We start from the raw sequence: 20,568 nt of genomic DNA, 5'->3' as shown, positions 1-20,568 counted from the left end.
GAGTCCCCAGGATAGCCCGCTCCGCTCATGCGTCCGGGTCCACGGCGCTCCGCGGGACGGACGCGACCCGCGTCTCACGGAGCCGCCGCGCGAGGTGCGCGGGGAGGTGCCCCGTCACGTCGGCCAGGGCTGCCAGGACGAGCCGCGCCTCCCGTCGGGTGCGACCGGAACGCAGTCCGACCAGGCCGCGCGCGGTCGTCCGGACCGCAGCCCGCAGGACCGTCGGCCACGGCGCGTGCCACAGGGCGACGACCAGCCGGTTGCGGGCGTTGCGGAAGACGAACAGGTCGCTCTGCACGCCGGACGACGCCGAGTGGTCGTGCTCGACGACCGCGGCGGCCGCGTACTCGACGCGCCACCCGCGGCGGCGGAGCCGCCAGGCGAGCTCGGTGTCCTCGTAGTACATGAACAGCGACTCGTCGAGGAGGCCGACGTCGTCGAGCGCGGCCTTCCGGAGCGCGGAGGCGCCGCCCGAGAACCCGAACACGTCGCGGTCCGCCGCTTGGTCGGCCGCGCCGAACCAGTCGCGGTCCATGCCGTTGCCGTCGCGGTCGACGCGCACGCCGGTCGAGTTGAGGCGGACTTCGCCGTCGGCATCGGGCACCCACAGGTGGCCGGTGTGGTCGCGCAACGCCCGTCCGGCGGGGGCCGGGGCACCGGCCTGGAGGCGCGACCAGCGCCCGGCGAGCACGATGCGGCCCGTCACGGCCGCCACGGCCGCAGGGGCGGCGTCGAGGTGGTCGCGGAGGGCCGCGACGAAGCCCGGAGCCGGCTCGGCGTCGTTGTTGAGCAGGACGACGACGTCGGCGTCCGCGTGCCGGATGCCCGTGTTCGCGCCCGCGGCGAACCCGCCGTTGGTGTCGCGGACCAGCACCGTCGCCTCGGGCAGCTCGCGGCCGAGCACGGCGACGGAGTCGTCCGACGACCCGTTGTCGACCACGATGACCTGGTCGGCCGCGCCGTCGTCGAGCACGGCGCGGGCGGCCCGGGTCGTGAGGTCCGCACGGTTCCAGTTGACGACGACGACCGCGGTACGGGAGGCGCCGTCGGTGGGCGTCAGCCGAGCTCCTCGATGGAGGGCTTCGCGTAGACGCTGCCGACGGCGTCGCCGAACGACGGGACCTCGAACGAGTCGCACTCCGGCAGGTCGTGCAGGTGCCGCCCGGCGGAGTCCATCATCGACACGTTGATGAAGTACTTGCCGGTGCCGAAGTTCGTGTCCGTGATCCGGAGGCGGAGCTTCCGGCGCCCGTGCAGCGGCTGGAGCGTGACGCCCATGATGCCGGTGGTGGTGCCGTAGACGACCTGCCCGGCGGTGTTGTTGATCTGGACGGCGGCCTCCCAGTCGGCGACGCCGTCGAGGTGCTCGAACTCCATGTCCACGACGAGGTCGTCACCGGGCAGGACGTCGGCGCGGTGCTCCTTGCCGTCGGCGTGGACGGTCGCCCCGAGGACGGTGCCGCGGCCCACGGCGACGTCGGCGCTGAGCTCGCCGGACCGGCGCTCCTCGAGCACGTCACGGAACTTGCTGACCGCCTGGACGGCGTCCCCGTCGTGCAGGACCTTGCCCTTGTTGAGCAGCACGACCCGGTCGCACATCTCCTGCACCTGGCTGAGCGAGTGCGTGACGATGATGATCGTCTTGCCCTGCTCCTGGAACGAGCGGATGCGGTCGAGGCACTTGCGCTGGAACGCCTCGTCGCCGACGGCGAGGACCTCGTCGACGAGCAGCACGTCGGGGTCGGTGTGCACGGCCACGGCGAACGCGAGTCGCACGTACATGCCGGAGCTGTAGAACTTCACCTGGGTGTCGATGAAGTCGCCGATGCCGGAGAACGCGAGGATGTCGTCGAACCGCGCCTCGGTCTCCTTGCGGCTCAGACCGAGCAGCGCCGCGTTGAGGTAGACGTTCTCGCGGCCGGACAGGTCCGGGTGGAAACCGGCGCCGAGCTCGAGCAGCGCGGCCAGCCGCCCCCGGCGGGAGACGGTGCCGGACGTCGGCTGGATGATCCCGCCGATGGCCTTGAGCAGCGTCGACTTGCCGGAGCCGTTCTGGCCGATGAGGCCGACGGTGGTCCCGGCCTGGATCGACACGGTGACGTCGTCGAGCGCCCAGAAGTCCTGGCGGTGCTTCCGGCCGGCGCGGCCGAGCGTGACGATCCGCTCGCGGATGGTGTTGTCCTTGCGAACGGTGAAGCGCTTGCGGACGTGGTCGATGACGATGACGTCGGGGCGCTCGTCGCCGCGCTGCTGGGCGGTGGGTGCGACGGGGGTGCTGATGGCCATGGGTCTAGAGCTCCTGCGCGAAGTTGCCCTGCAGGCGTGAGAACACGCGCTGCGCGCCGATGAGGCAGAACAGGCCGATGACGAACGCGATGCCGAGTCGGAGCATGAGGTGGTCGGGGTAGACGACCTTCGCCGGGTCGTGCAGCCAGATGGCGTTCTGCATGCCGAGGACGGACAGCGTGAGGGGGTTGTTCGTGTACACCGCGAGGATCCAGTCGACCTTCAGCCGCTGGACGACCATCGAGTACGAGTAGACGATGGGGGACGCCCAGAGCAGGACCATGAGGCCCACGTCGATGAGGAACTGCACGTCGCGCAGGTAGACGTTGAGGGCCGCGAGCACGAGCCCGATCGCGGCGCCGTACACGAGGATGACGAGCAGCGAGGGGATCAGGTAGACGAGTCCCTCGTGCCAGGGGAACACCCCGATGACGAGGGTCGCGGCGATGAGGATGGCGAACTGGATGACGTAGTTCACGAGCGCGGCACCGACGCTCGCGAGCGGGAAGACCTCGCGCGGGACGTAGACCTTCTTGATGAGCCCGCTGTTGCCCACGATCGAGCTGGTGGAACCCGCGACGATCTCGCTGAAGAGCGTGTAGGCGCTGAGTCCGGTGAAGACGTAGATCGCGAAGTTGTCGATGCCCTTGGCCGCGCCGAGGATCTGCCCCATCACGAAGTAGTAGATGAGGAGCTGGGTCAGCGGGCGCACCAGCGTCCACACGAATCCGAGCGCCGAGTCCTTGTACCGCGCCTTGAGGTCGCGGCGCACGAGCATGCCGAGCATCTCGCGCTGCCGGAAGACGTCGCGCAGTTCTCGCCAGGTTCCTCGGATGGCACTCGTCGGAGCGCCGACCACGACCAGGGGCTCCTTCGCGAGCGCGGCCATGCGGGCTTGATCGACCATGTGTCTCTTCGTTCGTGGGGGCAGGACCGGAACAGCATACTCACCGCATCACCCAGGACGCCGGTGCGCGCTGCGGACCGGGCGACACCTGTCGTCCGCCCCCGTGCGGGGGTGAATGTGCGCGGATTGAACCCTCAACCTTCACTTTGGGGTTACCGTTGACGCAACCCGGACCCTTGTCAACATCCACAGGACGGCCCGTCAGCATGCACTTCGCGTCACGGCCGATCGCTGCGTTCGCGGTGGTCGGTGTTCTCAGTCTCCTCGCGGCGGGTTGTTCCGCCACGAGTGACGACGACCCCACCGCGTCGCCCACGCGGTCCGCCGCACCGACTCCGACCGCATCGGCGACCGCGACGTCCGGCCCCTCGTCGACCCCGTCGCCGAGCAGCTCCGACGACGCGGACGACAGCCCCTCGGCGTTCCCGGGCTCCGGCCAGACGACCGAGCCCGACGACGACCCGTCGGACTTCCCGGCCACCGCCGTCGTCACGTACGCCGGGTGGGACACGGGCAGCCGGACGCTCCAGGCCGGTGGACTCGTGTCCGGCACGACGAACACGTCGGGCACGTGCACGTTCACCGCGACGAAGAGCGGTGTCACCCGGACCCTGACCAGCACGGCGGAGGCGAGCGCGTCCTCCGTGAACTGCGCGCAGGTGTCCTTCCCGGCGGCCCAGGTGTCCAGCGGCACCTGGTCCATCACCCTCGACTACCGGGTCGGCGCACAGTCGACCACGTCCGACCCGATGACGGCGGAGGTGCCGTGATGCGATCCATCCGAACCGACGGGCGACGACGCCCGCTGCGGTCGTCCCTCGCCCTCGTGGCCGCCCTCGCGGTCGCCGTGAGCGGCCTGACCTTCGGCACGGTGCTGTCCGAGCAGACGACGACGGCGTCCGCCTCGGCAGCGACCGCCGCGTCCTTCGACCCGGGCAACATCATCAGCGACGTGAACTTCTACAACGGGTCGGCGATGAGCTCGTCGTCCGTGCAGTCGTTCCTCAACAGCGTCGCGCCGAACTGCAAGCAGGCATCGGGCGGCCCGGCGTGCCTCAAGAACTTCTCGCAGAACATGAGCGGCATCGCCGCCGTGTCCGGTCGGTGCTTCCGCGATCAACGGCGGCGTGAAGTCGGCGGCCACGGTCATCGCGCAGGTCGGCGCCGCGTGCGGCATCAGCCAGAAGGTCCTGCTCGTGCTCCTGCAGAAGGAGCAGGGCATCGTCACGACGAACAGCCCGACGAGCTACATGTACCTGCACGCCACCGGCTTCGCGTGCCCGGACACCGCGCCGTGCGACCCGAAGTACTACGGCTTCGGCCAGCAGGTGTACGCCGCCGCGCTGCAGTTCAAGCGCTACCAGGCCTCGCCGACGTCGTGGGCGTACCAGGCCGGCCGCAACAACTCGATCCTCTACAACCCGAACGCCGCGTGCGGTCGGAAGACGGTCTACATCAAGAACCAGGCGACCGCCGGGCTGTACATCTACACGCCGTACACCCCGAACGCCGCCGCGATGTCGAACCTCTACGGCACGGGTGACAGCTGCTCGGCGTACGGCAACCGGAACTTCTGGCGCATGTACACCGACTGGTTCGGCTCGCCCACCGGTGGCAGCTCGCCCGCCGGGCACGTCGACTCCGCGACCGCCGGGTTCCGCCAGGTCACGGTGGGCGGCTGGGCGTACGACCCCGACGTCGCGACGAGCCCGATCCGGGTGGCGTTCTACGTGGACGGCGTCGGCAAGAAGACCATCACGGCCGACGGGGCGCGTTCCGACCTGGGCAGCCAGCTCGGCGCCGGCAACACCAGCCATGGGTTCTCGACGACCCTGACCGGGATCTCCGGCGGCAGCCACAACGTCTGCGTGTTCGGCATCAACCAGGGCGCCGGTGCCAACGCGCTGCTCGGCTGCCAGCAGGTGACCGTCCGGACCGGGGCACCGTTCGGCAAGCTCGACCAGGCCACCCTCGCGGCGGACAAGCTCAGCGTCCGCGGCTGGGCGATCGACCCGGACACGAAGTCCTCGATCCCCGTGCAGCTCCGCGTGGACGGCGTGGCGAAGAAGGCCTGGACCGCCAGCGCCTCGCGCGCCGACGTCGGGAAGATCTACCCGGGCTGGGGCGACGCGCACGGCTACTCGGCGACGATCAGCGGTATCGGTGCCGGGAAGCACACGATCAGCACGTGGGCGAAGGACACCTCCACGGGCAAGTGGACGCAGCTCGGGGCGAAGACCGTGACGAAGGCGAGCGGTTCGCCGTGGATCGTCATCGACGAGGCATCGTCGACCGCTCCCGGCAAGCTCAAGATCCGCGGCTGGACGGCCGACCCGGACACGATCGCCCCGCTGCGCGTGCACCTGTACCTGGACGGCAATGCCCTGACCTCGTTCACGGCCGACCAGACCAAGGCGGGCCTCGACAAGGCGCTGCCCGGCTACGGTGACGACCACGCGATCCTGTTCACCCGCAGCAGCGTCCCGGCCGGGAAGCACCAGCTCTGCATCATCGCGATCAACGTGGGACCCGGCGGCAACAGCAACGTCTGCACGACGTTCCAGACGCCGACCGGCCCGCCCAAGGTGAAGATCGAGTCCGGTTCGTCGCCGACGCTCGGCTCGCTGCAGGTCAGCGGCTACGCGGTCGACCCCGACACGGTGCAGCCGATCGGTGTGACGTACACGGTCGACGGCAAGAAGGTCACCACCGGCACGGCCGACCAGGCCAGCGCCACCGCGGCGAAGGCGTACCCCGGGTACTACTCGAAGCACGGCTTCCAGGCCACGCTCACCGGCATCGGCCCGGGCAAGCACACCGTGTGCGTCGTCGGGACGAACGTCGGGGGCGGGAAGGACGCCAGCGCCTGCAGCACGGTCGCGATGACCTCCGGCAACCCGGTCCTGCTGCTCGACGAGGTGTCCTCGCCCGCGGCCGGCCAGGTCAAGGTGCGCGGGTGGACGATCGACCCGGACACCGCGTCCCCGATCCAGGTGCACGTGTACGTGAACGGCGCCGGCGCGAAGTCGCTCACCGCGAACGAGGCGAAGGCGTCGCTCGCCACCACCTACGGCGGGTACGGCGCGAACCACTCGTTCTCGACGACCGTGTCCGGCTACAGGGCGGGCAGCACGCAGGTCTGCGTCTACGCGATGAACACCGGCGCGGGAGCGAACACCACGCTGTGCCGGACGATCACGGTGAAGTAGTGCGCTGACGGTCCGACGGACCACGATGCGAGACGGGAGGCGCCCCACCGGCCGGTGGGGCGCCTCCCGTCTCGTCCGTGGTCGGCTCAGCCGCGTCCGGTGCCGCGGCGCACGGCGCGCGCCAGACCGCCGAAGCGGTGCAGCAGGCGGTACTCGGCCGACCGGGTGAGCTCGTCGTACCGCAGAGCGATCGTGTCGCGCTCCTCCTCCGCACGCCGACGCGCGGCGTCGAACGACGCCACCGCCTGCTCGGCCACGACGAGCCGCTCGTTGATGTCGCGGACGCCCTGCAGGTGCACGTCGCGCTCGAGCTCGGCGACCCGCAGGACCTCGCGCTCGTTCGTCGCCCAGCGGAGGAACGGGGAGCGGCTGCCGGTGCGGGACCGGGCGTGCTCGATGGCCGCCTCGAGGACCGGGCGCACCTGTTCCGCACGCGCCGCGAAGGAGTGTCGCTCGACCACGACGGCGCGCAGCCGTTCGACCAGCGCCGTCCGCTCGCCGGCGGGCATCGCGAGCGCCCGCTCGAGGGACGCGGCGTCCTCGAACACGGGGACCTCGCCGAGGCCGAGCTCGTCGAGTCCGAGCGCGCAGTCCGTCACGGGGAGCGCCCCGGACGCGAGCGACTCGTAGAGGCGGGAGTTCAACGTGCCGTACTCGGCGGCGGGCGCGATGACGTCGTCGACGACGAAGGCCGCCGACCGGTAGACCTCGGGGAGCGCGAAGTAGGGGACCATCGGCCGCAGCTCGACGCCGGGGGACGGGTCGACGTGCTCGGCGTTCGCGGCGAACCAGACGATCGGCTCGGCCGGACGGACGTCGTCGAGGACGTCCTGCACGTGGCGGCGGACGCCCCAGAAGTTCACGGTCGCCACCGCACGGTCGCTTCGCGGGGTACCCGGGTCGGTCGTGAAGAGCTCGAGGTCGACGCCGATCGGCACGACCTCGACCGGGCCGTCGTAGTGCGCGGCGACGGCGTCGCGTGCGGTGCTCGACGACGTCCAGATCGCCTCGAACTCGTCGAGGTACGGTAGGGCCGCCCACTTCGCCGTCCAGTTGCGCACCCAGGCAACGAGGGCGGTGGACGGCGGCACCCGGCCCGGCACGAAGGACTCGATCATCACGACCACGACGGCGGTGTCGTCCGGGACCGGGTCGGCCCAGCGGGTGATCGGCCACATCGCGACGCCCCACCCGGCGTCCCGCAGCGCCCGTGCCAGCCCGAGCGCGACGTAGAGGTCGCCCTTGCCCTCGGCCGGGTCGTCCGTCGACACCGCGAACCGGACGGTCCCGCGCGGCCCCTCGGCGTGGTCGCCCGCGGCGATCGCGGCGTAGTCCGCGGCGAGGGGGGAAGACGTGGGAGCGGTCGGGATGCTGGTCGCGGTCACCGAGCCATTCTGCACGAATCGGCGCTGATCACAGGGGAGCGCGGGCGCGCGCCTTGTAGGGTGTCATCGGCCGTCGGCACCCCGCGGCCGACCCGTCGACCCGCGCCAGGTGCGCGGCAGCTGCTGGAGGAACCGCGTGACAGAGCGCAAGCCGGGAGTCGTGTCCGTCATCCTCGTGAACTACAAGGGCACGGACGACACCCTGACGAGCATCGCGGAGCTCCGCAAGCAGGACTGGCCGCAGGATCGGCTCGAGGTCATCGTCGTCGAGAACGGTTCCGGCCCCGAGCACCTCGGTCGGCTGAAGGCGTCGGAGCTCGACTTCACGCTCGTCGACGCCGGTGCGAACCTCGGCTTCACGGGCGGCTGCAACCTCGGCGTCGAGAAGTCCTCCGGCGAGATCGTGGCGTTCCTCAACAACGACGCCCGACCCGACACCGGCTGGGTGCGCGAGGCCATGGCGACGTTCGCCTCCGGCGCGGACATCGGTGCCGTGGCGTCGAAGGTCCTCGACTGGGAAGGCGTCAACGTCGACTTCACCGAGGCCGCGATGACCTGGTACGGCATGGGCTACAAGCCGTTCGCGGGCTCGCCGGACACCGGGCGCTGGGAGTCCGAGACCGACGTGCTGTTCGGCACCGGCGCGGCGATGTTCATCCGGGCGGAGCTCTTCGAGCAGCTCGACGGCTTCGACGACCGCTACTTCATGTTCTACGAGGACGTCGACCTCGGCTGGCGGCTCAACCTGCTCGGCTGGCGCTTCCGGTACCAGCCGAAGTCCGTCGCGTTCCACAAGCACCACGCGTCGATGAACAAGTTCGGCGACTTCCGCGAGACCTACCTCCTCGAGCGGAACGCCCTCTTCACGCTCTACAAGAACCTCGGTGACGAGCAGCTCGCAGCGGCCCTGCCCGGGTCGCTCGCGCTCGTCGTCCGTCGCGCCGTCGGTCGTGGCGAACTCGACTCGACCGAGCTCGACCTCCGCAACCCCGGCGACGACAGCGTCCCGACGATCCCCGTGCCGAAGACGGCGATGGCGGGCATCTACGGCGTCGACCAGTTCGTCGAGCAGCTGCCGTCGATGACCGAGTCGCGTCGGCAGATCCAGGCGACCCGCGTGCGCAGCGACCGCGAGCTCCTGCGCCTCTTCGGCAACCGCGACGAGCCCGCGTACCCGATCGAGAACTACCTGGCCGGTTACGACAAGATCGTGCACTCCCTCGGCGTGCTCGAGGTCGGCACCCGGCGTCGCGTCCTCATCATCACCGGCGACTCCATCGGCGAGAAGATGGCCGGTCCGGCGATCCGTGCGACCCAGATGGCGAAGCAGCTCGCCGGCGAGCACGACGTCCGGGTCATCAGCCTCACGCGCTCGTCGCAGATCGACCCCTCGTACGAGGTCGTCACCGTGCCGCACCGCCACCCGCGCCAGATGGTCGAGCACGAGGCCTGGGCCGACGTCATCATCGTGCAGGGCCACGCGCTCCGCCTGTTCCCGGTGCTCGAGTCGACGAGCAAGATCCTCGTCGTCGACGTCTACGACCCGCTGCACCTCGAGCAGCTCGAGCAGGGCCGCAGCGACGACGTCGACCAGTGGAACCGGCAGATCCTCGACGCGTCGGACACCCTGAACCACCAGCTCGAACTCGGCGACTACTTCATCTGCGCCTCCGAGCGGCAGCGCATGTTCTGGCTCGGCCAGCTCGCCGGCTCGGGTCGTGTGAACGCCCGGACGTACTCGCGCGACCCCGACCTCCGCTCGCTCATCGGCGTCGTGCCGTTCGGCCTGTCGTCGACGCCGCCGGTGCACGACCAGCAGCGGGTCAAGGGCGTCGTCCCCGGCATCGGGAAGAACGACAAGCTCGTCGTCTGGGGCGGCGGCATCTACGACTGGTTCGACCCGATCACGCTCGTCCGCGCCATCGGCCGGCTCGCCGCGAAGAAGCCGAGCGTCAAGCTCTTCTTCATGGGCGTGCAGCACCCGAACCCGGACGTGCCCGAGATGGACATCGTCGCCAAGGTGCGCGCCGAGGCCGACGCGCTCGGGCTGACCGGCAAGAACGTGTTCTTCAACGACGCGTGGATCCCGTACGAGGAACGCGGCGCCTACCTGCTCGAGGCCGACGCCGGCGTCTCGACGCACTACGAGCACCTCGAGACCACGTTCTCGTTCCGCACCCGGATCCTCGACTACCTGTGGGCACGCCTGCCGATCGTCACGACCGCCGGTGACTCCTTCGGTGACCTCGTCGCCGAGGAGAAGCTCGGCATCGCCGTGCACGAGCAGGACATCGACGGCCTGGCCGCAGCGCTCGAGACGGCGCTCTTCGACAAGAAGGCCCGCGCCGAGTTCATCGGCAACGTCGACCGCGTGCGCGAGCAGTTCACGTGGGAGAACGTCCTCGCCCCGCTCGTCGAATTTTGCCGGAACCCGATCCGCGCGGCCGACAAGAGCGTCCGCGACACTTCGTCGACGATCCAGCCGCACGCCATGCGCGTGCGCGTCCCGGACCGCAAGAAGCTCTACGGCGTCCGCCACGACCTCGGTCGCGCCGTGCACTACTTCCGGACCGAGGGCCCGCGGACCGTCGCGGGCAAGATCAAGCGTCGGCTGCAGAACCGGTGACCGCGGGCGCCACGGCGCTCGTCATCGTCCCGACCTACAACGAGGCCGAGAACGTCCGCACGATCGCCGCAGCCGTCCTGGGCGCGCTGCCGGACGCACACCTGCTCGTCGTCGACGACGCGAGCCCCGACGGCACGGGTGACCTCGTGCGGCAGCTCGCCGCCGCGGACGAGCGGGTGCACCTGCTCGAGCGTTCCGGCAAGCTCGGCCTCGGGACGGCCTACGTCGCCGGCTTCCGGTGGGGGCTCGAACGCGGGTACCCGCTGCTCGTCGAGATGGACGCAGACGGCTCGCACCCGGCCGACCGGCTCCCGGCACTCGTGGCCGCGGTCGACGGCGCCGACGACGTCCTGCTCGCGATCGGGTCGCGGTGGGTCCCCGGTGGGTCGGTGGTCGACTGGCCGCTCCACCGCGAGGTCCTCAGCCGCGGCGCGAACACCTACGCCCGGTTCGTGCTCGGCATCGGCGTGCGGGACGTCACCGCGGGCTTCCGGGTCTACCGCGCCGACGCGATCGCCCGGATGGACCTCGACTCGATCGACTCGAAGGGGTACTGCTTCCAGGTCGACATGACGTTGCGGGTGGACGACCTCGGCGGCCGCATCGTCGAGGTCCCGATCCGGTTCCGTGACCGGGTGCACGGCGTCTCGAAGATGAGTCGTTCCATCGTGCTCGAGGCGATGCTCCGCACCACCCAGTGGGGCCTGCAGCGGCGCTTCGGTCGCCGACGCGGCGCACGTCGCTGACGCGAGCCGCGCCCCGCGCCCCACGCCTCGCACCTGGTGCTTTCGCGCGTACCTGCTGGAAAGTTCTGACCCGGTACGCCCGTTCCTGCAAGGGATCGCACCTGTTCTGGGAAGAACGGAGCTACGGACAGACGGGAGGCGCGGTGCCAGCTGGCACCGCGCCTCCCGTCCGTGCAGGGGATGCGTCTCAGACGCAGCTCACGTTGTAGTCCTGGTTCCCCACGACGTACTGGGCCATCCGCACCTGGCTGCCCGCGGTGAGGCCGCCCGCCGAGCACGCCTTCTGCGCCGCCGCGACGCCGTCGTTGCCCACCGCGATCCAGCTCGGCAGCCCGCGGAGCGTCGAGGTCGACGGGACGGTCCCCACGATCTGCCCGAACTGGTACCCCGTCGAGTAGATGCCGATCGTCGACACGCCCGCGGCCTTGAGCGCGGCGACCATGCCCTCGATGTCGGCGCGGTTCTGCGTCTGGTCCTTCTGCCAGGTGGGTCCGGTCCCGTCATCAGCCTTCTCGACGTCGATCCACCAGCGGTAGGTCTGCGGCCCGACGACGCCGCGAGTGTGCGTTGCTTCGTATGCACGTGCGTAGCCGTACATCCAGGAGCATCCCGCGTCGAAGCCACCAGTGCACGGATTGTACGGATGCTTGATGGTCTGTCCCGACGGATCCTTATCAGTCGACGGCCAGACCGAAGCTTGCGATCCGGGGTTTGCGGCGAGCATGTAGAGCTGAGCCTTCGGCTGCGACGTGCCGCCCGACGAGTTCTTCGCCCACGTCAGCTGTTCCGTGAAGCAGCGGTTGTCGTTGTTGACGAGGTTGCCGTTCACACCGACCACACCGAAAGCGACGTTCGACACGAGCGCCTTGTCACACTGCGGCCACGAGACGTCGGCCCCGAAGCCGGAACCGCTCGACCCGTCGAGGAAGTACCCCGCGACGTCGAGGTGCAGCTGCGCGGACCCCTTCGACACCTTCGCCTGCACCCGGCGGTCGACGCTCGACCCGGTGACCTTCGCGACGACGAGGTTCGCGACCGAGGTGCCGGCGTCGAACACCTGCGTCGCGACCTGGGGGTCCTGGCCCGCGGGCGTCACGCGGAGGTACGCGGCCGCGGTGGGCTTCGTCGTCTCGGCGTTCGCGACGACGGCCGTGGCGGTCCCGGGGACGCCGGCGACGCCGGACAGTCGGATGGTCCCCGCGGTCGCGGACACCGAGCCGGCGAACGCACGGGTGGTGTCGATCGGGACGAACACCGAGCCGGTGGACGAGTTCGAGTAGTAGCCGGCGACGTCCATGTAGACCGTGCCCGAGCCCTTCGAGAGCTTCACCTGGGCGGCACCGTCGTCGGAGAGCTTCACGATCGCGAGGTTCGACAGCGCCTGACCAGCCGAGTAGAGCTGCGTCACGACCGAGGGGTCCTGCCCGGCCGTGGTGACGCGGACGTACCCGGCGACCGTCGGGTTGCTGACCTGCACGTTCACGGCGACGGCGGTCGCGTCGGCGGGGATCCCGGCGCGGCCGGCGAGGGGCACCTGCGTCGGCGTGGTGCCCACGGTGGCGCCGAACACCCGCGCGGCGTCGAGCGGGGTGTAGGTGGCACCGGAGCCGTCGGCGTAGTACCCGGCGACGTCGAAGTACCCGCCTCGCCGTGCCCTTCGAGAGCTTCGCCTGGATCGAGCCGTTCACGAGCCGCACGGTGACGAGGTTCGCGATCGTCTGGCCGGCGGCGAAGTCCTGCGTCGCGACGGTGGCGTCCTTGCCCGCGGGGGTGACGCGGACGTAGCCGGCCGCGGTGGGCTTGGCGACCTCGACGTTGACGACGACGGCCGTGGCGTTCGTGGGGACCCCCGCGTTCCCGGCGATCTTCACCACCTTCGGCGACGTCGTCAAGGCGCCCGACCAGACGCGGGTCGTGTCGATCGGCGTGTACCGGCCGGTCGTCGGCGCCGCGGCCTGCGCGGTCGGGACCGGTGCGACGACGGCGACGGCGGTGGCGACGAGCGCGGTGGTCAGGGCGAGTGCGAGGCGTCGGTGCAGGCGCATGTGGTTCTTCCCCAGGTTCGTGGACCGCCCCCTGACGGTCTCCGGCAGTCTAGGTGCACGATGCAACGGATCGGGGATCGCGGAGCACACCTGTGCACTCCGACACAGTCGCTCAGCCGCGCGGCAGGTGCCGCCGCCACGACCGCCGCCGTGCGGCGATCACGAGGACGGCGACGAACACCATCAGCCCGGCCCCGTGCAGCAGGTAGCTCTCCGCCGCACTCGTGACGCCCAGCAGCACCAGCACCGCCGCCGGCCACACGTAGGCGACCCCCGGGAACGTCGTCGCCGTGACCCAGGCCCGCGCGAACGCGAGCAGCGCCGTCACCGCGAGGATGATCGTGCCCGCGAGCCCGATCTGCAGCCAGGCGTCGACGAACGCGTTGAGGCCCGACGTGAACCGCTGCCCGGCCGGGTCGATGAACGTCACGTAGGGCACCACGGCCTCGTGCGGCCACGTGCCGACCCAGCCCCAGCCCTGGATCGGGAACTGGCTCACGAACACGCGGATCTGCGCCCAGAGGTCCACCCGGGTCGCCGTGCCCCCGGCCGCACCGATCTCGGCGAGGACCCGGTGCCGGGCGACGATGCCGAGGCCGATCATGAGCAGGACCGCCCCGCCGAGCACGCCGTTCACCACCGGCCGGGTCGTCGGTCGGGCGTGCCGGAGCGACCACAGCGCGAGGGCGGTCACGGCCAGGGCGATCATCGCGAGCCCGGTGATGGGGGACTGCACGAGCATCAGGGCGATGACGGCGAGGGCGGTCGAGCCGATCGCACGCCACATCGTCACCGAGCGGGTGAGGAATTCGACCACGAACGTCACCAGCGCCATCGCGGCGATGAAGCCCATGAAGTTGCGGGTCCCGCCGATGCCCTGGATCGGGCCGCCGTACGCGATGTTGCCCTGGATGCCGAACGCCGGGATCGGGGTGTCGAGGACGAGGCCGGACAGGACCTCGAGGCCGAGCGCGACCACGAGCAGGATCCGGAAGGCGTCGCCGGAGGCCCGGATGACCTGCACCAGGTCGCGGCCGAGCGCGAGGTAGAGCCCGAGCCCGATGAAGCAGACGGTGCCGACCAGCCCCCGGAGCGCCACCCACGAGTACTCGCTCCAGAGGACGCTCAACGCGCAGTACCCGACGAACGCCAGGAGCGAGAGGGGGAGCACCCCGTGCCACTCGATCCGGTAGCGCTGCCCGAGCAGGCTCAGGCCGGCGAGGACGAACAGCGTGACGAGCACGGCCCACACACCGGCGCGACCGACGAGCGCGGTCACCGTGGGTTGCGCGAACGCGAAGAGCACGATCACGGTCGCGAGTGCCTGGCTGAACCGGCCGCCCGCGGAGAACCCGATCCACGCCGACAGGTACCGTCGCGCGAGCACGCGTCTGGTCACCCGGCCGTCCGTCACCTCACCATCTTGGCCCATCCGGCCTCGTCGGCAGGTGGACGCCCCGGCGTCGTGCCCGGCGGCGGCCCCGATCGGCGTGCCCCGGACGTCCGCGACACGACGGGTGCGCCCCCGCGCGGATATCCACGATCCGCGATGTCGGCGGTACGATCGCGGCACCATGGCGCGCGGGTGGCGGCTGTACGGCGCACCGACGGTCGCTGCGGTCGTCGGTGGGTCCGCCACGGCCGTGGCCTGGTGGCGGCTCGGCCCGGTGACCCGCGGGACGGTGTGGGCCGAGGACGGCGGGGTGTTCCTCCGCGAGCGGCTCGCACTCGGCCCCGGCGCCGTCCTGGAGCCGTACGCCGGGTACCGCCACCTCGTCCCGCGCGTCGTCGTCGACCTCGCCTGGCTCCTGCCCGTCGAGCGGTACGCGGTCGCGGTGTCGGGCATGTCCTGCCTGGTCGTCGGGGTCGTCTGCGCGCTCGTGTTCCTGCTGTCCGGCGACGTCGTCCGGCCGTGGCCGCTCCGGGTCCTGCTCGCCGCGGTCCCCGTCTTCCTGCCGCTCGCCCCCGTCGAGATCAGCGGCACCGCGGCGAACCTGCACTGGTACGTGCTCGTCCTGGTGCCGTGGCTGTACACGAACCGTGCCCGGACGTGGTGGGGAGCGGTGGCGCTCGCCGTGGTCACGGCCATCGGCGTGCTGAGCGAGGTCCAGGCGACGCTGTTCCTCCCGCTCCTGCTGGTCGCCTGGCTCCCGCTGCGACGCACGGCGACGGGACGGGTGGACCTCCGCCCGCTGCCGGTCACCCTGGCGGCGGTGGTGGCCGGCGCGGTGCAGGTCGCGACGGCGCTCACGGACCCGCGAGCGTCCCGGCCGGGCGACCCGGGCGCCTCCGACGTGCTCGCCGGGTACCTGCTGCAGCCGCTCGGGGGCGCGTGGGACCGTCGGGTCGGTGTCGTCGCGGAGACGGTGCACGCGCACGGGTGGGGCGTGGTCGTCCTGCCGACCGTGCTGCTGGTGGTCGTGCTCGTGACGGCCGTGGTGCTCGGCCGGGGGCGTGCGCGGTGGGTCGTGGTCGCCCTGGCCGGAGGCTCCGTCGTGGTGTGGTGGGCAGCGCTGGTGGCGAACGGGTCGGCGGTGCAGGACTGGGTGGGTCTCGGGCCGGCCGCGCTGGCGGCGGGGCCGCAGCGGTACGCGGCAGCGTCCGGGTTGCTGCTCGTGTCGGGAGCGGTGGTGGCGGCGTCCGTGGTCATCGGGTCGGTGGGGCTGCCAGGAGGCGCGGGTCGAGCCGGTGCGGGTCGGTCCGGTCCGGCAGTCGGCCGGTCGGCGGCCGCGGGTCGGCTGGTGGCGGTCGTGCTCGCGTGGTGCGTGGTCGCCGCGGTGGTCGTCGCCGCCGCCTGGAACGCCGCTCCGGGGGCGACCCGGCGGAGCGCCGGCCCGGTCTGGTCCGCGCAGGTCCCCGCGGCCGCCGAGGCCTGTCGCGCCGACCCGACGCTGCCGTCCGTCGTGCTCCGGACCGCGCCGTGGCGGGCCGCGGTGCCGTGCGACCGTCTGGTCGAGTGGCCGTGACGACGGGACCGGTGCCGGAGGCCGGGGCGGGCTCGGGTCAGCGGCGCGCGGGCGTCCGGAACTCGCGGCGGGCCGGGGGCGTGCGGGGACCGTCACCGGCGGACACCGGCTCCTCGCCGACGAGCACGATCCGGGTCTTGATCGCGATGAGGGCGAACAGGACCCAGTTGCCCTGGTAGAGCAGTCGGGACTCGGCGACCGACTGCACGAGCAGCGCCACGACGACGAGCAGCGGCAGGAGCGACACCGGGTCGAACGGACGGGGGGAGAGCGACGCGTCGTAGCCGATCCGGGTCGCCGAGGCCCAGGACCGGCTGAGGGTCGTGACCACGTAGACCACGAAGACCGCCAGTCCGATGACACCGGTCTGCATCCACACGTCGAGGTAGGCGTCGTGCGCCTGCAGGTAGGTCACGCCCTTGCGGTGCGCGAGGTCCGCGAGGGTCGGGATGCCCGGCCACCAGTAGCCGATCCAGCCCCAGCCGACGACGGTGTGCTCCTGGATGAGCCCGATGACCCGCTCCCAGATCACGCCGCGGCCGGTCGCGTCCGAACCCTTGCCGAGCAGCTCGGACACCTGGCCGCGGGCGAGGAACCCGAGCACGGCGACGACCACGGCCCCGACGGCGACGGCGAGGTAGCGCGGTGTCCGTCGTTCGGTCGGGACCCGGCGGATCCAGAGCGCGACGGCGAGCGCGACGAGGACGACGAGCCCGGCGGCCAGCACGGTCGAGGAGCGGGTGAGTGCGAGGACGACGAGGGCCACGACGGTCCAGCCGATCGCGCGGTTGCGTCGGAGTCGCCCCTCGGCGTACTGGACGGCGACGGCGATCACGGCGAGGAGCGCGACCATCGCGAGCAGGTTCGCGTTGCCGGGGAGGCCCTGGATGCGCCCGCCGGTGAAGAGCTCGGCGCGTGAGAAGTAGAAGGCGTCCGGGATCTTCCGGTCGCCGTAGTCCGTCCACGCCGGTGCGATCGGGTGTCGGAGGACGACCGCGACGAAGGCCTCGAAGAGCAGCGACCCCATCAGGACCCAGCGCAGCGCGAGGCTCAGCGCGTCGGTGATCCGCCGCCACGTCAGGGTCGAGGCGATCGCGAAGGCCGCGCCCGCGCAGATGACCTGGACCGCGAGGCTCGAGATCGTCGCGAACCGCCAGTGCGACCACACGACGGACACCAGGCACCAGGCGAGGAAGAGCCAGAGCGCACGCGGTGTCCGGGTGAGCGGCGGGCGGGCCCGGACGATGATCGTCGTGGCCCAGACCCCGGCGGCCGCCCAGAGCAGTCCCGCCCCGACCCACGTGAGCGTGTTCGGCACGGCGTCACCGGCGAAGAGCACGAACAGGATCGTCGCGCCGAATGCGAACGCCTCGCGCTCGGGCACGGATCCGCGCGCCAACGGCCAGGTGTTCGTCACGACGCCAGGGTACCCGGGGAGCGCACGTCGACCGCCGATAGGCTCGTGCGCATGTTCCTCGGCATCACGAACACGCCCCGCGACTACGCCTGGGGATCCGTCACGGCCATCCCCGAGCTCCTCGGCCGGACCGTCACCGGCGCACCGCAGGCCGAACTCTGGCTCGGCGCGCACCCGGGCAGCCCGAGCGTCGTCGTGAACCCGGCGATGGTCGGCGGCGCGGACACGCTGCTCGACTGGATCACCGCGGAGCCCCGGGACGCCCTCGGACCGGACCGCACGGGGCTCCCGTTCCTGCTGAAGGTCCTCGCGGCCGCCGCCCCGCTCTCGCTGCAGGCGCACCCGACACCCGAGCAGGCGCGCGAGGGGTTCGAGCGCGAGGAAGCGGCGGGTGTCCCGATCGACGACCCGGCCCGCAACTACAAGGACCCGTTCCCGAAGCCCGAGCTCGTCGTGGCGCTCAGCGAACGCTTCGAGGCGCTGAGCGGCTTCCGCCCGGTGGCCGAGACGCTCGCCGACGTCGAGACGCTCGACGCCGGGTCCGGTCGGCTCGGCCCCCTGGTCGTGCACCTGCAGCGCGGGCTCGAGGACACGGTGCGGTGGCTCGAGACCGGCGACTCCTCGGCGCAGGCCGTCGTACAGGCCGTGAGCGACCTCGCCGCCGCGCTGCCCGACGACGCCGTCACCCCGAACACCGCGACCGTGCGCGACCTCGGCACGAGCTACCCGGGCGACCCCGGCATCGTGGTGTCCCTGCTCATGCACCGCGTGACACTCGCCGCGGGTGAGGCGATGTACCTGCCGGCCGGCAACATCCACGCCTACCTCGACGGGCTCGGCATCGAGCTCATGGCCCCCTCCGACAACGTCCTGCGCGGCGGCCTCACGCCGAAGCACGTCGACGTCCCGGAGCTGCTGCACGTCCTCGACTTCACCGCGTACCCGGCACCCGTCCTGGCCCCCGAGTCGGTCGCCGCCGGCGTCGAGCGCTTCGCGCCGGACGGCGTCGGGTTCGCGCTGCTCCGCGTCACGGGGGACGGACGCCCGGTTGGCCTGGCCTCCGGCGGGGTCGCGCCGCTGCGCGGCCCCTCGATCGCGATCTGCACGGCGGGTGCGGTGACGCTCGTCGGGGCGCAGTCCGCGACGCTGCTGCGCCAGGGGGAGTCCTGCTACATCACCCCCGACGAGGGCGACGTCACGGTCGAGGCCGACAACGGCAGCGGTCTGGCGTCGACGGTCTTCATCGCGACGGGTGCGTGAACCCGCAGCGCGTGGCGGTCTGACGCCGCGCCGGTTCCGCTAGCGTGGCCAGCATGAGTTGGCTGGTCACCGGCGGCGCCGGGTACATCGGGTCCCACGTCGTCCGAGCACTGCGTGCGGCGGGCATCGACACCGTCGCGTTCGACGACCTCTCGAGCGGCTTCCGGGCGTTCGTGCCCGAGGACGTGCCGTTCGTCGAGGGCACGATCCTCGACGGTGCGCTGGTGGCCCGGACGCTGCGCGAGCACGCCGTCACCGGTGTGGTGCACGTCGCGGGCTTCAAGTACGCGGGGGTGTCGGTCGAGCGACCGCTGCACACCTACGAGCAGAACGTCACCGGCATGGCGACGCTCCTCCGGGCGATGGCGGAGAACGGCGTCACCAAGGCGGTGTTCTCGTCGAGCGCCGCCGTCTACGGCACGCCGGACGTCGACACCGTGGTCGAGGACACCCCGAAGGCGCCGGAGTCGCCCTACGGCGAGTCGAAGCTCATCGGTGAGTGGCTGCTGCGCGACATGGAGGTCGCCGCGGGCTTCACCACGACGTCGCTGCGCTACTTCAACGTCGTCGGGTCGGGGGAGCCGGACCTGTACGACGCCAGCCCGCACAACCTCTTCCCGCTCGTCTTCGACGCCCTGCTCGCCGGTCGCACGCCGCGGATCAACGGCGACGACTACGCCACGCCCGACGGCACCTGCGTGCGGGACTACATCCACGTCGCCGACCTCGCGCACTCGCACGCGGTCGCCGCGCAGAAGCTCGAGGCGGGCCAGACCCTCGAGCGCGCGTACAACCTCGGCAGCGGCGACGGGGTCAGCGTCCGGCAGATCATGGACGCCATGGCGAAGGGCACCGGCATCGCGTTCGAGCCCGAGATCGCGCCGCGACGCGCCGGTGACCCCGCGCGGATCGTCGCGACGGGCGAAGCGGCTGCGCGTGACCTCGACTGGGCGATGCGCCACACGCTCGACGAGATGGTCACGAGCGCCTGGGAAGCCCGGCGCCGCATCGGCTGACGGGCCGTCGCGGCCGGCTGAGGGGGCGTCAGTTGTCCCCCGAAACTCCGACAGACCGGCCGCGACACGCCCGTACGGGGGACATGACACGCCGGAACCGTCAGTGCCTTCTATGATCCGCGACTTGACTCTCGCGAATGACACCGCTGTAATTACAGGCAACGACAGCGATCGTTGTGGTCCCGTTATCGAGACGTCAGGGGTGATCAGGGTGAACGGTTCCGACTTCCACGCCGGAGTACCGGAGGACTGGCACGTCGACCCCGTGTCGCTCGGCGTCCCGGGTGTCCGGCGTCCGGAGACCGACGACGAGGAGAACCCGCTCGCCTGGCAGGTGGACTCGCTCTGCGCGCAGACCGACCCCGAGGCGTTCTTCCCCGAGAAGGGCGGGTCGACGCGCGAGGCCAAGAAGATCTGCACCTCGTGCGAGGTCCGGGCGCGCAGTGCCTCGAGTACGCGCTCGAGAACGACGAGCGATTCGGCATCTGGGGCGGCCTGTCCGAGCGCGAGCGCCGCAAGCTCCGCAAGCGCGCCTGAGCGGTCAGGGCGCGCCAGCGCCCTGCGAAGGTGCGCCGAGGAGCCTGCGACGAGGGCGCCGGGGCCATCCATCCGCCCACCTCGCGCGCACCGCACGTTGATGGCTCCCACAGGTTCACGGCGCGCCGCCGTCCGCAGGCCGAGCCGCGCCTCCAGACCGTAGAGTGA

General features: G+C 71.4%; 15 protein-coding genes and 1 pseudogene. 9 read left to right on the top strand and 7 right to left on the bottom strand.

Going from position 1 to position 20,568, the window contains the following annotated elements:
* Positions 1 to 25 precede the first annotated feature (25 nt).
* From QE359_RS16055 to QE359_RS16045, 3 genes are read right to left on the bottom strand one after another with little or no spacing between them, the layout of a single operon-like run.
* On the bottom strand, positions 26 to 1,138 hold the full coding sequence (locus QE359_RS16055; RefSeq protein WP_309779928.1) for a glycosyltransferase family 2 protein: 1,113 nt from the start codon (positions 1,136 to 1,138) through the stop codon (positions 26 to 28).
* Positions 1,057 to 2,286, bottom strand: a complete 1,230-nt coding sequence (locus QE359_RS16050) for an ABC transporter ATP-binding protein (protein ID WP_070418481.1) — start codon at positions 2,284 to 2,286, stop codon at positions 1,057 to 1,059. The genes QE359_RS16055 and QE359_RS16050 overlap by 82 nt, the downstream gene beginning before the upstream one ends.
* A 4-nt stretch (positions 2,287 to 2,290) precedes the next feature.
* Positions 2,291 to 3,193 (bottom strand): ABC transporter permease, encoded by a 903-nt coding sequence (locus tag QE359_RS16045; RefSeq protein ID WP_070418482.1) that lies wholly within the window; start codon positions 3,191 to 3,193, stop codon positions 2,291 to 2,293.
* Positions 3,194 to 3,399: 206 nt separating this feature from the next.
* Between QE359_RS16045 and QE359_RS16040 the strand changes: the two genes are divergently transcribed.
* Positions 3,400 to 3,963: a hypothetical protein gene (locus tag QE359_RS16040; protein ID WP_309779927.1), complete on the top strand. Its 564-nt coding sequence runs from the start codon at positions 3,400 to 3,402 to the stop codon at positions 3,961 to 3,963.
* A 357-nt stretch (positions 3,964 to 4,320) separates the two neighbouring features.
* Positions 4,321 to 6,402 carry a hypothetical protein gene (locus QE359_RS16035; RefSeq protein ID WP_309779925.1) on the top strand — a complete coding sequence of 694 codons (2,082 nt, stop codon included), beginning with the start codon at positions 4,321 to 4,323 and terminating at the stop codon, positions 6,400 to 6,402.
* Between the two features lie 86 nt (positions 6,403 to 6,488).
* Here the strand turns inward: QE359_RS16035 and QE359_RS16030 are convergent, their stop codons facing one another.
* The gene (locus QE359_RS16030) at positions 6,489 to 7,787 is read right to left on the bottom strand and encodes a glycosyltransferase (RefSeq protein WP_309779924.1); all 1,299 of its coding nucleotides are present in this window, start codon (positions 7,785 to 7,787) and stop codon (positions 6,489 to 6,491) included.
* 136 nt (positions 7,788 to 7,923) lie between these two features.
* Between QE359_RS16030 and QE359_RS16025 the strand changes: the two genes are divergently transcribed.
* Both QE359_RS16025 and QE359_RS16020 read left to right on the top strand, forming a co-directional pair.
* The gene (locus QE359_RS16025; RefSeq protein WP_309779922.1) at positions 7,924 to 10,413 is read left to right on the top strand and encodes a glycosyltransferase; all 2,490 of its coding nucleotides are present in this window, start codon (positions 7,924 to 7,926) and stop codon (positions 10,411 to 10,413) included.
* A complete protein-coding gene (locus QE359_RS16020; protein WP_309779920.1) occupies positions 10,410 to 11,159 on the top strand; it encodes a polyprenol monophosphomannose synthase in 750 nt (249 codons plus the stop codon). Before QE359_RS16025 ends, QE359_RS16020 begins: the two co-directional genes overlap by 4 nt.
* Positions 11,160 to 11,346: 187 nt before the next feature.
* Here QE359_RS16020 and QE359_RS16015 read toward each other — a convergent pair whose 3' ends face one another.
* On the bottom strand, positions 11,347 to 12,729 hold the full coding sequence (locus QE359_RS16015) for a hypothetical protein (protein WP_309779919.1): 1,383 nt from the start codon (positions 12,727 to 12,729) through the stop codon (positions 11,347 to 11,349).
* 80 nt (positions 12,730 to 12,809) lie between these two features.
* Here QE359_RS16015 and QE359_RS16010 point away from each other — a divergent pair, with 80 nt between their 5' ends.
* Complete coding sequence (locus QE359_RS16010) at positions 12,810 to 12,944, top strand: hypothetical protein (RefSeq protein WP_309779918.1); 135 nt, start codon at positions 12,810 to 12,812, stop codon at positions 12,942 to 12,944.
* A 372-nt stretch (positions 12,945 to 13,316) separates the two neighbouring features.
* Here the strand turns inward: QE359_RS16010 and QE359_RS16005 are convergent, their stop codons facing one another.
* Positions 13,317 to 14,603, bottom strand: coding sequence for an exopolysaccharide production protein (locus QE359_RS16005; RefSeq protein ID WP_309779917.1), 1,287 nt, complete (start codon positions 14,601 to 14,603; stop codon positions 13,317 to 13,319).
* 175 nt (positions 14,604 to 14,778) lie between these two features.
* On the opposite strand from QE359_RS16005, the gene QE359_RS16000 reads away from it, so the two are divergent.
* Positions 14,779 to 16,170: a hypothetical protein gene (locus QE359_RS16000; protein WP_309779916.1), complete on the top strand. Its 1,392-nt coding sequence runs from the start codon at positions 14,779 to 14,781 to the stop codon at positions 16,168 to 16,170.
* Positions 16,171 to 16,207: 37 nt separating this feature from the next.
* Here QE359_RS16000 and QE359_RS15995 read toward each other — a convergent pair whose 3' ends face one another.
* Positions 16,208 to 17,587 carry an O-antigen ligase family protein gene (locus QE359_RS15995; RefSeq protein ID WP_309779915.1) on the bottom strand — a complete coding sequence of 460 codons (1,380 nt, stop codon included), beginning with the start codon at positions 17,585 to 17,587 and terminating at the stop codon, positions 16,208 to 16,210.
* 51 nt (positions 17,588 to 17,638) lie between these two features.
* Between QE359_RS15995 and manA the strand changes: the two genes are divergently transcribed.
* The 3 genes and pseudogenes from manA to QE359_RS15980 all read left to right on the top strand — a co-directional run bounded on the left by manA (position 17,639) and on the right by QE359_RS15980 (position 20,400).
* The gene (gene manA, locus QE359_RS15990; RefSeq protein WP_309779914.1) at positions 17,639 to 18,847 is read left to right on the top strand and encodes a mannose-6-phosphate isomerase, class I; all 1,209 of its coding nucleotides are present in this window, start codon (positions 17,639 to 17,641) and stop codon (positions 18,845 to 18,847) included.
* Positions 18,848 to 18,900: 53 nt separating this feature from the next.
* Positions 18,901 to 19,863, top strand: a complete 963-nt coding sequence (gene galE / locus QE359_RS15985; RefSeq protein ID WP_309779913.1) for a UDP-glucose 4-epimerase GalE — start codon at positions 18,901 to 18,903, stop codon at positions 19,861 to 19,863.
* 265 nt (positions 19,864 to 20,128) lie between these two features.
* A pseudogene (locus QE359_RS15980) lies at positions 20,129 to 20,400 on the top strand (WhiB family transcriptional regulator).
* Positions 20,401 to 20,568 lie beyond the last annotated feature (168 nt).

Source organism: Curtobacterium sp. SORGH_AS_0776, from assembly GCF_031453355.1.
In the GTDB taxonomy this organism is placed as follows: domain Bacteria; phylum Actinomycetota; class Actinomycetes; order Actinomycetales; family Microbacteriaceae; genus Curtobacterium.
Note: the sequence above shows the minus strand (reverse complement) of the source record. Positions and strands in the feature narration are given on the sequence as shown.